Here is a 13,622-nt window from a genome sequence, read left to right as displayed (position 1 = left end):
AAGCCCCCTCCCTGCTCAGAAACAGCAGACAGGGGGCTCCTTCGTGCCTGGTTACTTCTTCTTGCCCTGGGTCTTGCCGGGAATCTTGGGGAGCTGGGTTTTTGCTGGTCAGGGACAGCGCAAACGTACGCCTGGTGGTCGACGTCGGTCGTCATTGGCCACTGTCGAGCGACCTCGGACGGCCCAGGGACGGCCCAGAAAGCAGGGCCGTACCATGGCGCACCTTCTGATCCGTAGCTCTAGCCAGATCGGTCAGCGACGGCCATACCGGCCGCTACGAGGCCCTGGAGGGACGGTACCGGACGGTGGCGGTTGCTGGGGTTGCGGTACTTCACTGCTGTACAGCCCGACCACAGGGGGCCTTCATCATGCGGTCGCTGAGATCAGCTCTGCTACTTCAGGGCAGCAAGGCCCTTCTGCAAATCGTCGAGGTTCATGACCGGCTCGAATGTGACCTCCGCGCCCATCTCCTGGAAGAACGGATCGGCGATGGAGGGCAACTGCGAGCTGTCCTGCATGTCGAATACGAGAATCATGGAGCGCCCACCCTCAGGGGTGAAGTAGGCGGCCTCCGGCTTCAGCCGCTCGATGGTTGACTTCAGCGACTCGGGCATCGCTCCGCCCTTCGTCACCTGATTCGACATCTGGGTGTCCATGCGGGCCTTCATCATCATCCGCATCGCACGCTCTCCTCGCGCACCGCGACCTGCGCGGTTCCGTCCGCGCTCGCTGGGATCCGGTGCATCCCGCTCAGCTTCACCTCGCTGATCACTGTCCGCAACATTTCCTACGCCTACGTGACGTCAAGGGAGAGGTGACGTCGCTACGCGCAGACATCTACGAGGTCGGCGGGAGCGGCTTTGGGCGGGAGCTGCCATGGGGCGAGAGATCGGGGGCCCGTAAGCTTCCCGCGACTCGGGCAGTCTCTGGACCTGCCCGCTAAAGCCCGATGTGGGCCCCCGATCTTCGAGGCTCGCCCCATGGTGGCTGCCTAAAGCCGTGGAGCCGACCGCCCCAGCCACAGAGGGGTTAACCCCCTCATCAACCCTTCGCCGTTGGCGTGCGGCCGGCGGCCGGGCCAGAGCGGGGCGAAGACAGGAGCGCGGCCCGAGCCGTCGGGCCGCGCGCCGCCGCGCTGTGCGCGGCGGATGCGCCTTGATCGAGTAGGGAAACTCTTACCGCGCCCCCCTGGCCCCTCAGAGAGCGATCGGCTTGTACGCCAACGCTCGATCGACGACCTGCTCGGCCGTCAACTCCGGGTCGGACCAGAAGATGTAGTCACCGACGTGAGGGCACACGAGTCCGCGCTCAAGGGTGGTGATGATCTCGTACCCCTCATCTTCCTCGACGTCGCCGTCCATGAGGCGTTGCACAAGAGGGATCGCCTCGTCGCGACTCATGCTCCGCGGGGTGTCCACGCTCACCGCGTCACAATCAGTTGGCGTCCGTCGTGGCTTCGGACATGAGGGCCGTTGCCATCGAGCGCATCCAGGAGCCTGATCGCGTAGACCTCGGCCATGCGCTCCGAGACCTCGTCGGGAGTGAGCCAGTCAACTGCCGTCGATTCGGCCGAGGTTCGCTCGACGCCGCCGGACGGCTTGCACCGGAACACGAGGGCTACGATGCCGCGCGTCGTGTTCTTGTAGACCCCGGTCAGCTCGTCCACCTCGACCCGGATCCCGGTCTCTTCCCAGACCTCGCGGGCTACGCCCTCTTCCGGGGCTTCAGTGAGTTCGAGCACACCGCCGGGCAACTCCCAGGTCCCGTTGTCCGCCCGCCGGATCGCCAGGAGTCGCCCGTCCTCACGCACGACTGCTCCCGCCACGGACACGGAGTGCAGTGGCGTTGACTTTGTTCCCGCGGTCCCGTTACTCATGTACAGGAGCATAGGAGAGTGAGAAGGACTATGGGAACAGCCGTAGGAGGTGGGAGGGCCGTACCTCGGTACGTTCAGATCGCCGACGAGATCGTTCAGCAGATCCGGGCCGGTGTCCTGAAGCCCGGCGACCTGGTGCCGAGTGAATCCGAGCTGGTGGAGCGCTACGGCGTTTCCGGCGGCACAATCCGCAAAGCCATGGTGGAGGTCCGGGCCAGCGGGCTCGTCGACACCCGCCACGGCAAGGGTTCGATCGTGAAGGACCGGCCGCCCGTACGGCTGCGCTCGTCCGACCGGTTCCGCGCCTCACATCGCCGCGGAGGCAAGGCCGCGTATCTCGCCGAGTCGGCACAGTCGGGTGCCACGGCCAAGGTGAGCGTTCTGTACATCGGCCCGATGGAGGCACCGGAGGACATCGCCGACCGGCTCGGCATCTCTGCCGGCACTCAGGTCCTCGCCCGGCGACGCCTCTACTTCCGCAACGGCGTCCCGGTGGAAACGGCCACGTCATACCTGCCGTGGGACGTGGTCAAGGACATCCCCGAACTGTTCGCCGAGAACCCCGGCCCCGGCGGCATCTACGCCCGCCTGGAGGACGACGGCCACACCTTCGCCGAGTTCGTCGAGACGCTGACAGCGCGCCCGGCCGCCAAGGCTGAGGCATCCGAACTAGCGCTGAGCCCCGGCGCACCCGTCGTGCACCTCCTCCGCAACGCGGTTACGGACACCGGGCGCGTGGTGGAGGTCTGCGACACCCTCATGGCCGCTGACCAGTTCGTTTTCGAGTACCGCATCCCCGCGGCAGACTGACGCCCACTCAACTCCTTTCAACCCGCCAGGACTTCTTCGCCCTGGCGGGTTGACTCATGTATAGGAGTCATGCACTCTTCTTCGTATCACTTATGTACATGAGTGACGGAGTCCAGCACTTCTAGAGGAGTGATCTCTGTGCGTCAGATCCCCGTCGACACCTCCGCCGCCTCCGTGATGGTGGCCCAGCCCCCGCAGCCCAAGGTGAAGGACCGTCGTACCGGTGAGCTCGCCGTCGACGTCGAGACCGGTACGCCGCTGATGACCGTGAACGTGATGTTCGCGGCCAGCGACACCGTGGAACTCCTGGCCGTGACCGTCCCCGAGACCGGCATCTCCGGTGAGCTGACGATGGGGACCCCGGTCGCGCTGACCGGCCTGGTCGCCCGGCCGTGGGAGCGGGACGGCCGCCACGGCATCGCCTTCCGTGCGGTCGCCGTCACGTCGCTGGTCGAGGGCGCCACGAAGCCGAAGGCGGCCTGATCATGACCGGCTTCACGGTCGCGCTGCTGGTGGTCGTCGCCGTCGCGGGTCTCCTGCGGTGGCGGCGCCCCGCCTGGTACTGGCTGACCTTCGGCGTCACCCTCGCGACGCTGCGGGTCCTGGTCCGCTACGGCTCGGTCATGGAAGCGTGCGGGCTGACCGTCCCGCCGCCGCGCTGGCGGCTCGCCGTCGCCCGGATGGCAGGCCGCCCGGCTCCCGAGTCGCGTGCGCCGCGCATCCTGCGGCTCCGCCCGACCCGCACCGGCCTGGTCCTGCGGCTGGGGCTGCGGCCCGGTCAGGACGCCTTCGACGTGGCCGCTTCGTGTGACCGGCTGCGGCACTCGTTCGCGATGTACGGCGTCACCTCACGGGAGATCCGCTCGGGCGTGGTCGAGCTGCGGATGACCGGCTACGACGTCCTGGCCCGAGTACAGATGCCTGCCAAGGTCGAGCGTGTGCCGATGCGGGTCCCCGTCGCGCTACGCGAGGACGGTGCCGTGCACTACCGCGACTACCGCACCACCCCGCACGCCCTGACCGTGGGTGCCACGAAGTCCGGCAAGTCCGTCTACCAGCGCAACCTGGTCGCCGAACTCGCCGCGCAGGATGTCACCTTGGTCGGCATCGACTGCAAGCAGGGAGTGGAGCTGTTCCCGCTGGCCCGCCGGTTCTCCGCGCTGGCCGACAACCCCGACACCGCCGCCGACCTCCTCGACGCGCTCGTGACGCACATGGAGGGCGTCTATCAGCTGATCCGGGCCGAGCAACGCATCACCGCAGACGTGCCGGATGCGGAGATCGCCGCCGACATCTGGGACCTGCCCGACCACCTGCGTCCGACCCCGATCGTCCTGCTCGTCGACGAGGTGGCCGAACTCGCCCTGTTCGCCACGAAGGAAGAGGAAAAGCGCCGGGACCGCATCATCACCGCGCTCGCCCGGCTCGCCCAGCTCGGCCGCGCCGCCGGCATCTATCTGGAGATCTGCGGGCAGCGCTTCGGCTCCGAACTCGGCAAGGGCATCACCATGCTCCGCGCCCAGCTCACCGCCCGCACCGCCCACCGCGTCAACGACGAAACGTCCGCGAATATGGCCTTCGGCGACATCGCCCCCGACGCCGTCCTGGCCGCCATCTCCATCCCGACCGACACCCCCGGCCTCGCCGTCACCGGCGACTCGACCGGCGGCTGGGCCCGCATCCGCACTCCGCACACCTCGATGCGCCAGGCCGTCAACGCCTGCAACCGGCACGCCCACCGCACCCCGGAACTGCCCGGCCTCGCCGCCTTCCGGCCCGAGCTGCCGCCCACGGTCCCGCTCGTCAAGATCCCGGCCCCGGCCGAGGCACCCGCCTCCGCCTGAGCCCCGCCCCGCACCCCGGTCGGCGCGACCGCCTCGCGCCAACTCCCTACCCCCGCCATGCCCAAAACGCCCTGCAAAGGAGGTGAAGACATGACCCGCTCACTCCGCGTCGACGCCGTCCTGGTGCAAGCCGTGATCGCCGGGGCCCTGTCCTTCGCCCACCTGCACGACCTCGCCGCCGCTGCCGGACAGACCGGCTGGAAGGCATGGGCCTACCCGGTCAGTGTCGACCTGCTCCTGGTGGCTGCCTGGCGTCGCCTGCGCAACGACGGCCCGTCCCGGCTCGCGTGGTGCTGGTTCCTGATCGCCCTCGTCGCCTCGCTCGGTGCGAACGTCGCCACCGCCGGATTCCTTGACCTCCAGCACCCGCCCGCCTGGCTGCGCTTCGGCATCGCTGGATGGCCCGCGCTCGCCTTCCTCGGCGGCACCCTCCTCGCCCACTCACCGGCCGCGACCGACCATGACCCCGAGCCAGAGCCTGAGCCTGAGCCGGTCGAGGTTGTGCCGGCCGAACCGGAGGCCGCACCCGAGCCGGTTCCCGTCGCCGAGCCGGAGCCTGCCCCGGCCCTGCCCGCAGCGGCCGAGCCTGCTCCCGCCCCGGCTCTGCCGGTCCCGGCCGCGCTGGTCTACCACGCCCGCAAGGTCGCCGACGACCACCGCGCCCGTACCGGCTCGCCGATCGACACCGACACGCTGCGCGCCCGCCTCGGCGTCCCGGCCCCGATGGCCGACGCCATCGCCGCCCAACTCGCCTGACCTCGAAGGGAGAAACCCCGATGAGCCGTGACCCGGCCGACCTGACCGCCGCCGACTACCTCGACAGCGCCCGCGAGATGACCGCCGCCGACCGGCCCTACCTCGCCCACCTGCTCGCCGAGGAAGCCGCCCAGCGCACCACCGACCCCGCCACCGCCGCCGGTATCCGCGCCACCTACCCCGACCCGACGACCACCCGAACGGAGAGCGACTGACATGCCCGCCCACGACCACTTCCACTCCGTCATGCGGATCGGCCCCGTACAGATCGGCACCCACCGCGACCGCAACGGGCGCACCAAGCACGCCGCCGTCTGCACCGCCGACCGCTGCGGCTGGTCCGCCGACTTCTCCAGCTCCTCGGCCGCTCAGCTCGCCGCCCGCACCCACCGCTGCCGCATCACCGACTGAACGGGAGAAACCGCCATGGACGTTCCGCTCTGGCTCGCCCTGATCGTCGTCGGCGCCCTCGGCATCAAGCTCATCCGCCCGCCCTGGTGGCTCGTCGCCGTGCTCCTCCTCGGCGGCTACCTCCTCGCGGACAGCCTGCTCGCGCCCGTCATCGACACCGCCGTCAAGTAGCGCTCCACAGAAGGGAGAACCACTCATGCTCCGTCCGAAGGTCCCGACCATGCCGATTCCGACCGGCATCGTCACCCCGCCCGCCGTCGAGCCGACCGCGATCGTCCAGCACACCCCCGCCCCGGCCCCGGCTCCTGTCGCCCCGGCGGCACCGGCCCGGCCCACGGTCCAGCTCACCCCCGGCACCGCACTCGCCCTCGTCGGCGGCGGCACCGCCGTCGTCCTGGTCGTCGGCGCGGTCCTGGTCTCCATGCTCCTCGCGGTCGCCGTCACCGCGGCCTCGGTCGCCGTCTGCGCGCTCGTCGTCCGCTCCCTGATCGCCTCCGAGCACAAGCGCCGCTGACCTGCCCCCGGGGCGGCCTCAACCGCCAAGTCTCGCCCGCCCCGGGAGCCGTGCCCCTGCCCGAACCAAACGATCCGGAAGGAACATCCATCATGGCCCAGCCCACCACCCACGCCGCGCGGGTCTGCTCACACTGCGACGGCTTCCCCACCGCCCGCGTCACCCTCGGCGGCCGCGACCGGCACGGCAACTTGCGCACCATCACCGTCCACTGCCCGGCCTGCCACGGCACCGGCACCCGCCCCGCCCGCCGGCCGATCCCCGCCCGCATCGAGGTGGCCGCGTGACGAACACCGCCACTGCGGCGGGGCTGGACCCGGTCACCCTGGACGATGTCCTCCGGGTGGCCGGGTCCCCCGGCTTCGACCGCTGGAAAGACCAGATCCACCGCACCGGCGGCTGCTCCGACCCCATCCACCTCACCGGCTGGACCCTCGCTAAGGACAAGACCACCGGCGAGACCCTGCGCCGCTACTCGACCGACACCGAGCCGGACGGACGGCTCCGCGTCGCCTGCGGCAACCGTCGCGCCTCCCGCTGCCCCGCCTGCGCCTACACCTACGCCGGAGACACCTACCACCTCATCCGCGCGGGCCTGGCAGGAGACGAGTCCAAGGACATCCCCGCCACCGTCCGCGACCACCCCCGGGTCTTCGCCACCCTCACCGCCCCGTCGTTCGGGCCCGTGCACAACCGGCCCGACCGTGGCGTCTGCCGCTGCGGCACCCGCCACGGCGAGGACGACCCCGCCCTGGGCACCGCACTCGACCCGGCCACCTACGACTACGCCGGGACGGTCCTGTTCAACAACCACGCCGGGCAGCTCTGGCAGCGCTTCACCACCCGCCTGCGCCGCGAGATCGCCGCCCGCGCCGGACTCACCCAACGCGAACTCAAAGACGTGCTGCGCGTCTCGTACGGCAAGGTCGCCGAGTTCCAGAAACGGGGCGCGATCCACTTCCATGCCGTGATCCGCCTCGACGGACCCGACGGCCCCGACACCCCGCCCCCGTCGTGGGCGAGCGTGCAGCTGCTCGACGACTCCATCCGCGCGGCGGTCGCCCACTCCTACACCTCGATCACCGTCCCGGCCGCCGGGGACCAGCCCTGCCGGCCGTTCCGCTGGGGCCGCCAACTCGACATCCGACCCATCAAGGCGTTCGGAGACGGCTCCGACATCACCGAACAGGCCGTCGCCGCCTACGTCGCCAAGTACGCCACCAAAGCGGCCGAGTCGACCGGCAGCCTGGACCGCCGCATCGGGAACCGGGAAGTGCTCGACCTCCTGGACGTGCCCGACCACCCCCGCCGCCTTATCGAGGCCTGCCTCGACCTCGCCTCGCTCTACCCCGACCGCAAGCTCGCCGCCTGGGCCCACATGCTCGGCTTCCGCGGCCACTTCTCCACCAAATCCCGCCGCTACTCCACCACCCTCGGCGCCCTCCGGCAGATCCGCGCCGACTACCGCGCCGCCCAGGAGCACGACGCCCTCGGCGACCCGGACACCGTGCTCGTCCTCGCCTCCTGGCAGTACGCCGGGCACGGCCACACCCCCGGCGAATCCGCCCTCGCCGCCTCGATCGCCCGCGACATCCGACTCAACCGCGAGACCGCCCGCGAAGCCCTCGCCGCGCTGCCCGACGAGAAGGAGTGGTGACCATGCGCGCTCTGCCTGACCGGTATCTGACCCCGCTCGATGTCGCTGACCTCCTGGGCGTGCCCGTCGAGACCGTCTACCAGTGGCGTCGCAAGCGCACCGGGCCCCGTGGCTTCCGCGTCGGCCGGCACTTGCGCTACGACCCCGCCGACGTGCGCGCCTGGGTCGAGTCCCTGATGGAAGGGGCTGCCGCCTGATGGCCGGGCACATCCAAGACCGCTGGTACCGGACCGAGACCGGCCCGGACGGCAAGACGCGCAAGGTCAAGACCGACCGCTACGGAATCGGCCTGCGCTACCGCGCTCGGTACGTCGGCCCGGACGGTACGGAGAAGTCGAAAAGCTTCCCCGACAAGCAGAAGCGGCTCGCTGACCAGTGGCTCGCCCACATCGAAGCGGACATGGCTCGCGGGCAGTACATCGACCCGCGCTCGGCCCGGATCACCTTCCAGCAGTACGCCGAACGGTGGGTCACCACTCAGGGAGCCGACCCGAACACACAGGCCTCCATGGAGTCGCAGCTCCGGTTGCATGCCTTCCCGTACCTGGGAACGCGCCCGCTCGGCTCCTTCCAGCCTGCGCACATCCGCGACTGGGTGCGGCAGCTGCAGGAGAACGGCGTCCGTGGCTCCTACGCCAGGACGATCTACTCCAACGTCCGCGCCGCTCTGAGCGCGGCCGTGGACGATGGCCACCTCCCCCGGAACCCGTGCGCGGCCCGCTCCGTCCGGGCCCCGGTCGTAGACATCAAGCGCGTGACCCCGTGGACGCCGGAACGGGTCTTCGCCGTGCGCGCCGCCATGCCTGAGCGCTACCAGGCCATGGTGGATCTTGGCGGCGGCTGTGGGCTTCGCCAGGGCGAGATCCTGGGCGTCGCTGTCGACGCCATCGACTTCGACTCCGACACGCTGCATGTGGTCCAGCAGCTCAAGCTGAGCCGCAGCAAGCCGGTGTTCGCCCCGCCCAAGGGCGGCAAGCTCCGGGATGTGCCGCTGCCCGGCCCGGTGGCTGACGCTCTCCGCGCCCACATGAAGCAGTTCCGGCCGGTCGAGATCACCCTGCCGTGGAAGGTAGCGGGCGGGCCGATGGTCACGAAGCGGCTCGTCTTCATGGCCCCGCGCGGTGGCCACGTCTGGCGCACGTCCCTGAACGAGGAAGCGTGGAAACCCGCCCTCGCCGCGGCCGGGGTCATCCCGTTCCCGGAGCGCGGTCGGCCTTTCGCCGAGTCCCGCGAAAACGGCATGCACGCACTGCGCCACTTCTACGCCTCGGTCCTCCTGGACGCGGGCGAGAACATCAAGGCGCTCGCCGAGTACCTCGGCCACTCCGACCCCGGCCTGACGCTCCGCGTCTACGCGCACCTGATGCCGTCCAGTCAGGAGCGCACCCGCAAGGCTGTCGCCGCCATCTTCGAGACGGCCCGATCAAGCACCTGACGGCCCAGCGACGGCCCAAGGGCAGCAATAAGCCCCCTCCCAGCGGAGAAACCGCAGGCAGGGGGCTTATTCGCGCGTGCTTACTTCTTCTTGCCCTGGTTCTTCACGGCCTCGATCGCCGCCGCCGCCGCGTCCGGGTCGAGGTAGGTGCCGCCCGGGGTGATCGGGTTGAAGTCGGCGTCGAGCTCGTAGACCAGCGGGATGCCCGTCGGGATGTTCAGGCCCGCGATGTCGGCGTCGGAGATGCCGTCGAGGTGCTTGACCAGCGCGCGCAGGCTGTTGCCGTGGGCGGCGATCAGGACCGTGCGGCCGGTCAGCAGGTCGGGGACGATGCCGTCGTACCAGTACGGCAGCATGCGCTCGACGACGTCCTTGAGGCACTCGGTGCGCGGGCGCAGCTCGCTCGGGATCGTCTGGTAGCGGGCGTCGTTCGCCTGCGAGAACTCGTTGTCGTCGGCGAGGACCGGCGGCGGGGTGTCGTACGAGCGGCGCCAGAGCATGAACTGCTCCTCGCCGAACTCGGCCAGCGTCTGGGCCTTGTCCTTGCCCTGCAGCGCGCCGTAGTGGCGCTCGTTCAGACGCCAGGTGCGGTGGACCGGGATCCAGTGGCGGTCCGCGGCCTCCAGCGCGAGCTGGGCGGTGCGGATGGCCCGCTTCTGGAGCGAGGTGTGCACCACGTCGGGGAGCAGGCCGGCGTCCTTGAGCAGCTCACCGCCGCGGACTGCCTCCTTCTCGCCCTTCTCCGTGAGGTTGACGTCCACCCAGCCGGTGAACAGGTTCTTCGCGTTCCATTCGCTCTCGCCGTGGCGGAGGAGGATCAGCTTGTACGGTGCGTCGGCCATGTGCCCGAGCCTAATCGACACCGCGCGCACGTCGCGCCGGTGCCCGAGGAGCGGACTCGATCGACGGTTGCCGTCAAATGAGTGGCGACCCGAAGGGGCGGCTCAGTAAGTTACGTATGCCGCTTGAGCTGCTTACACACCCGGGGGTCTCCGCCATGTCCGTCGCCTCGTTCAGACGCGCGTTGCGCGGGACCGTCTCGGGGCTGCCCGGGGGCTTCTGGTGGCTGTGGACCTCGACGCTGGTGAACCGCACCGGCGCCTTCGTCCTCACCTTCCTCTCTCTGTATCTGACCCAGGAGCTGGGCTACTCCGCCTGGTACGCGGGACTCGTCGTCGCGCTGCACGGACTCGGCGGCATCGCGGGGTCGCCGCTGGGCGGCATGCTCACCGACCGGTGGGGCCGGCGGCCCACGATGATCGCGACGCACCTGGCCGGCGGCAGCTGCGCCGCCGCGCTCGCCATGGTGACCAGCGCCTGGGGCATCGCGGTCGTGGTGCTGCTGATGGGCGTGGCGATGCAGGCCGTACGGCCCGCGATCAGCGCCACCATCGCCGACCTCGTGCCCGAGTCCGGGCTGCGCCGGGCCTACGCGCTGAACTACTGGGCACTCAACCTCGGCTTCGCCATCGCCGCCCTCGGCGGCGGTGCCGCGATCTTCCTCGGCTACCGGACGCTGTTCGTCGTCGACGCCCTCGCCACCGCCCTGTGTGCGCTGATCGTCTTCCTGCGGCTGCCCGAGACCCGCCCCGAGAAGCGGTCCGACACCGCCCCGGGCACCCCGCAGGACGAGCGCATGACCGTGCTCGACGTCCTGAAGGACGCGCCGTTCAGGACGCTGGTTCTGCTCAACCTGCTCGTCTGCCTGATCTTCACCGCCCCCTGGGTGGGCCTGCCGCTGACCATGGCGGACGAGGGCCTGTCGGCCGACGCGTACGGCATGGTGATCGCGGTCAACGGGGTGGTGATCGTCGCGTTCCAGCTGCTGGTCAACAAGATCACCGACAAGCGTTCGCCGGCCGCGCTGCTCACCGTCTCCTCGCTGCTCTTCGCCGCCGGTACGGGTGTCACGGCACTGGCCGGTACACCCCTGCTGTTCGCGGCGACCGTGGTGGTGTGGACCGTCGGCGAAATGGTGCACGTGCCGACCAACGCGGCCGCGACCGCGCGTCTGGCCCCCGAGCACGCCCGCGGCCGCTACCAGGGTGTGATGGGCATGTCCTGGGCGGTCGCCGGCTTCGTCGCGCCGATCCTGGCCGGCTGGGTGGTCGACGGCCCCGGCCCGGACGTGTTGTGGATCGGCTGCGCGGTCGTGGGCTGCGTCGCGGCGGCCGGGTACACGCTCCTGCTGCGCCGGGCGCTGGCCGAGAACGCCCGGCCCGAGGCCGCGCAGACCGCCTCCGAGAAGGCCGAGCCGGTCGACGCCTGACGTCTCGCCCCGAGTCACCCTGAGCACCCGCGCCCGCGTCCGCGTCCGCGTCCGCGTCCAGCGACACGGGTGCCGACGCGAGCGGGACCCCAGACGGAGCCGGGTCGTCACCGGTGCAGGTGCACCCGGGAATGACGGTGGATCAGGAGGAGTGGGTGAGCGCGTCGGCGGGGCAGCCGACGGGCGTCAGTCGGCGGGCCGCTGGGTCAGGTTCGTGAACGCGTCCAGGTTGCGCGTCGATTCGCCGCGCGACACGCGCCACGCGTACTCGCGGCGGATCGCGCTCGCGAAGCCCAGTTCGAGCAGGGTGTTGAACGAGCCGTCCGCAGCCTCCAGGATCGTCCCGAGCAGCCGGTCCAGCTCCTCGGGAGTGACCACGGACAGCGGCAGTTTGCCGACGAGGTAGATGTCGCCGAGCCGGTCGACGGCGTAACTGACCCCGTACAGCTTGAGGTTGCGCTCCAGCAGCCAGCGGTGGACGGCCGCGTCGTTCTCGTCGGGGTGGCGGATGACGAAGGCGTTGACGGACAGCGAGTGCCTGCCGACCAGGAGGGAACAGGTCGTCGACAGCTTGCGGGTGCCGGGGAGTTTGACGACGTACGAGCCCGCGTCAGGGCTCTCCCATTCGAGTTCCGCGTCCTTCAGGGTCTGCTCGATGACCTGCTTCGCGCGCTCTGCGTCAGCCATGCAGGGAGCGTACGTCAGTGGTGATGGGCCCGCGTGCGGTGGCGGCGCTCGTACATCGCCGCCGTGTACACGTCCGCCGTCGCCGACGCCGCCGTGCCCCAGCCGAAGGACTGCGCGTGCCGGGCGGCGGCCCCGCCCATGCGGTCGGTCAGGGACGGATCGCGCACGAAGCCCGCCAGGACGTCCGCGTAGTGCGCGGGGTCGTGACCGGGGACCAGAAAGCCCGTCTCCTCGTCGCGCACCGCCACGGGCAGCCCGCCGACCGCGGCCGCGACGACCGGGGTGCCGGCCGCCTGGGCCTCGATCGCCACCAGTCCGAACGACTCGCTGTACGACGGCATGACCAGCACGGACGCGGCCCGGAACCAGTCCGCGAGATGCACCTGCCCGACCGGGGGCCGGAAGTGGACGACGTCCGCGATGCCGAGACGGGCGGCGAGCTTCTGCAGCCCCTCCGGCTTGGCCAGTCCGCTGCCGCTGGGGCCGCCGACGACGGGCACATGGATGCGGTGGCGCAGGGACGGGTCGCGCTCCAGCAGCAGCGCGACGGCGCGCAGCAGGACGTCGGGGGCCTTGAGCGGCTGGATGCGGCCCGCGAACAGCGGGATGAACGCGTCCTGCGGCAGCCCGAGCCTGGCCCGGGCGGCGGCCCGCCCGTCGTCCGGCCGGAAGACGTCGAGGTTGACGCCGGGGTGGACGACGGCGACCCTCGCCGGGTCGGCGTCGTAGAAGCGGACGAGTTCGTCGGCCTCCTCCGCCGTGTTGGCGATCAGCCGGTCGGCGGCGCCCACTATCTGGGTCTCGCCGATGACGCGGGAGGGGGGCTCGGGGGTGTCGCCCTCGGCGAGGGCGGCGTTCTTGACCTTGGCCATGGTGTGCATGGCGTGGACGAGGGGGACGCCCCAGCGTTCGGCGGCGAGCCAGCCGACGTGGCCGGAGAGCCAGTAGTGGGAGTGGACGAGGTCGTAGTGGCCGGGCCGGTGGCCCGCCCACGCCCGCATGACGCCGTGCGTGAAGGCGCACAGCTGGGGCGGCAGGTCCTCCTTGGCCAGGCCCTCGTACGGGCCCGCGTCGACGTGCCGGACGAGGACGCCGGGGGCGAGCTCGACGACCGGCCGCAGGCCGCCGGTGGTGGCCCTGGTGAAGATCTCGACCTCGATGTTGATGGCCGCGAGCCGCTTGGCGAGCTCGACGATGTAGACGTTCATCCCGCCCGCGTCGCCCGTGCCCGGCTGGTGCAGCGGGGAGGTGTGGACGCTGAGCATCGCGACCCGGCGCGGCTTGCGGTGGCCGCCGGGGAACCGGAGGCGGGGCGCCATCCGGCTGCTGCCGAGGCGGGAGACGTACTGGCTCACGTCGGCGG

19 protein-coding genes are annotated in these 13,622 nt (G+C 70.7%); 13 read left to right on the top strand and 6 right to left on the bottom strand.

Translation table 11 applies throughout. The annotated features are described in order from the left end of the window. Nucleotides 1-392: 392 nt before the first annotated feature. The 3 genes from ACLB9X_RS14005 to ACLB9X_RS13995 all read right to left on the bottom strand — a co-directional run bounded on the left by ACLB9X_RS14005 (nucleotide 393) and on the right by ACLB9X_RS13995 (nucleotide 1,888). The gene (locus tag ACLB9X_RS14005) at nucleotides 393-680 is read right to left on the bottom strand and encodes a DUF3303 family protein (protein ID WP_410360655.1); all 288 of its coding nucleotides are present in this window, start codon (nucleotides 678-680) and stop codon (nucleotides 393-395) included. A gap of 516 nt (nucleotides 681-1,196) precedes the next feature. Further along, nucleotides 1,197-1,400 carry an e9imm peptide gene (locus ACLB9X_RS14000; protein WP_410360654.1) on the bottom strand — a complete coding sequence of 68 codons (204 nt, stop codon included), beginning with the start codon at nucleotides 1,398-1,400 and terminating at the stop codon, nucleotides 1,197-1,199. Between the two features lie 20 nt (nucleotides 1,401-1,420). After that, nucleotides 1,421-1,888: an NUDIX hydrolase gene (locus ACLB9X_RS13995; RefSeq protein ID WP_410360653.1), complete on the bottom strand. Its 468-nt coding sequence runs from the start codon at nucleotides 1,886-1,888 to the stop codon at nucleotides 1,421-1,423. Between the two features lie 18 nt (nucleotides 1,889-1,906). Between ACLB9X_RS13995 and ACLB9X_RS13990 the strand changes: the two genes are divergently transcribed. The 12 genes from ACLB9X_RS13990 (at nucleotide 1,907) to ACLB9X_RS13935 (ending at nucleotide 9,303) form a co-directional block, all read left to right on the top strand. Then, a complete protein-coding gene (locus ACLB9X_RS13990) occupies nucleotides 1,907-2,686 on the top strand; it encodes a GntR family transcriptional regulator (RefSeq protein WP_410360652.1) in 780 nt (259 codons plus the stop codon). Between the two features lie 138 nt (nucleotides 2,687-2,824). Continuing rightward, on the top strand, nucleotides 2,825-3,169 hold the full coding sequence (locus ACLB9X_RS13985) for a hypothetical protein (RefSeq protein WP_410360651.1): 345 nt from the start codon (nucleotides 2,825-2,827) through the stop codon (nucleotides 3,167-3,169). A gap of 2 nt (nucleotides 3,170-3,171) precedes the next feature. Continuing rightward, entirely contained in the window at nucleotides 3,172-4,530 is a 1,359-nt protein-coding gene (locus ACLB9X_RS13980; RefSeq protein WP_410360650.1) for an FtsK/SpoIIIE domain-containing protein, read from the top strand. A gap of 90 nt (nucleotides 4,531-4,620) precedes the next feature. Further along, a complete protein-coding gene (locus ACLB9X_RS13975) occupies nucleotides 4,621-5,286 on the top strand; it encodes a DUF2637 domain-containing protein (RefSeq protein ID WP_410360649.1) in 666 nt (221 codons plus the stop codon). Between the two features lie 20 nt (nucleotides 5,287-5,306). Beyond that, nucleotides 5,307-5,501 (top strand): hypothetical protein, encoded by a 195-nt coding sequence (locus tag ACLB9X_RS13970; RefSeq protein WP_410360648.1) that lies wholly within the window; start codon nucleotides 5,307-5,309, stop codon nucleotides 5,499-5,501. A gap of 1 nt (nucleotide 5,502) precedes the next feature. Further along, nucleotides 5,503-5,697 carry a mobile element transfer protein gene (locus ACLB9X_RS13965; RefSeq protein WP_410360647.1) on the top strand — a complete coding sequence of 65 codons (195 nt, stop codon included), beginning with the start codon at nucleotides 5,503-5,505 and terminating at the stop codon, nucleotides 5,695-5,697. 15 nt (nucleotides 5,698-5,712) lie between these two features. Then, entirely contained in the window at nucleotides 5,713-5,868 is a 156-nt protein-coding gene (locus tag ACLB9X_RS13960) for a hypothetical protein (RefSeq protein ID WP_262006109.1), read from the top strand. A 25-nt stretch (nucleotides 5,869-5,893) separates the two neighbouring features. Then, the gene (locus ACLB9X_RS13955; RefSeq protein WP_410360646.1) at nucleotides 5,894-6,211 is read left to right on the top strand and encodes a SpdD-like protein; all 318 of its coding nucleotides are present in this window, start codon (nucleotides 5,894-5,896) and stop codon (nucleotides 6,209-6,211) included. Nucleotides 6,212-6,303: 92 nt separating this feature from the next. Continuing rightward, nucleotides 6,304-6,498 (top strand): hypothetical protein, encoded by a 195-nt coding sequence (locus tag ACLB9X_RS13950; RefSeq protein WP_410360645.1) that lies wholly within the window; start codon nucleotides 6,304-6,306, stop codon nucleotides 6,496-6,498. Then, on the top strand, nucleotides 6,495-7,868 hold the full coding sequence (repSA, locus tag ACLB9X_RS13945) for a replication initiator protein RepSA (RefSeq protein WP_410360644.1): 1,374 nt from the start codon (nucleotides 6,495-6,497) through the stop codon (nucleotides 7,866-7,868). The genes ACLB9X_RS13950 and repSA overlap by 4 nt, the downstream gene beginning before the upstream one ends. 2 nt (nucleotides 7,869-7,870) lie before the next feature. Then, the gene (locus ACLB9X_RS13940) at nucleotides 7,871-8,065 is read left to right on the top strand and encodes a helix-turn-helix transcriptional regulator (protein ID WP_410360643.1); all 195 of its coding nucleotides are present in this window, start codon (nucleotides 7,871-7,873) and stop codon (nucleotides 8,063-8,065) included. Next, nucleotides 8,065-9,303: a tyrosine-type recombinase/integrase gene (locus ACLB9X_RS13935; RefSeq protein WP_410360642.1), complete on the top strand. Its 1,239-nt coding sequence runs from the start codon at nucleotides 8,065-8,067 to the stop codon at nucleotides 9,301-9,303. The genes ACLB9X_RS13940 and ACLB9X_RS13935 overlap by 1 nt, the downstream gene beginning before the upstream one ends. A gap of 80 nt (nucleotides 9,304-9,383) precedes the next feature. On the opposite strand, the gene ACLB9X_RS13930 is transcribed toward ACLB9X_RS13935, so the two are convergent. Further along, nucleotides 9,384-10,145, bottom strand: a complete 762-nt coding sequence (locus tag ACLB9X_RS13930) for a phosphoglyceromutase (RefSeq protein WP_410360641.1) — start codon at nucleotides 10,143-10,145, stop codon at nucleotides 9,384-9,386. 155 nt (nucleotides 10,146-10,300) lie between these two features. Here ACLB9X_RS13930 and ACLB9X_RS13925 point away from each other — a divergent pair, with 155 nt between their 5' ends. After that, nucleotides 10,301-11,572: an MDR family MFS transporter gene (locus ACLB9X_RS13925; RefSeq protein ID WP_410360640.1), complete on the top strand. Its 1,272-nt coding sequence runs from the start codon at nucleotides 10,301-10,303 to the stop codon at nucleotides 11,570-11,572. A gap of 186 nt (nucleotides 11,573-11,758) precedes the next feature. Here ACLB9X_RS13925 and ACLB9X_RS13920 read toward each other — a convergent pair whose 3' ends face one another. Both ACLB9X_RS13920 and mshA read right to left on the bottom strand, forming a co-directional pair. Further along, a complete protein-coding gene (locus ACLB9X_RS13920) occupies nucleotides 11,759-12,259 on the bottom strand; it encodes a YbjN domain-containing protein (RefSeq protein WP_410360639.1) in 501 nt (166 codons plus the stop codon). Between the two features lie 14 nt (nucleotides 12,260-12,273). Continuing rightward, complete coding sequence (gene mshA / locus ACLB9X_RS13915; RefSeq protein ID WP_410360638.1) at nucleotides 12,274-13,614, bottom strand: D-inositol-3-phosphate glycosyltransferase; 1,341 nt, start codon at nucleotides 13,612-13,614, stop codon at nucleotides 12,274-12,276. Nucleotides 13,615-13,622: the final 8 nt, after the last annotated feature.

The organism is Streptomyces sp. 5K101, assembly GCF_046506645.1.
In the GTDB taxonomy this organism is placed as follows: Bacteria; Actinomycetota; Actinomycetes; order Streptomycetales; family Streptomycetaceae; genus Streptomyces.
The sequence above is the reverse complement of the archived record's forward strand: the minus strand, read 5'-3'. Positions and strand labels throughout refer to the sequence as shown.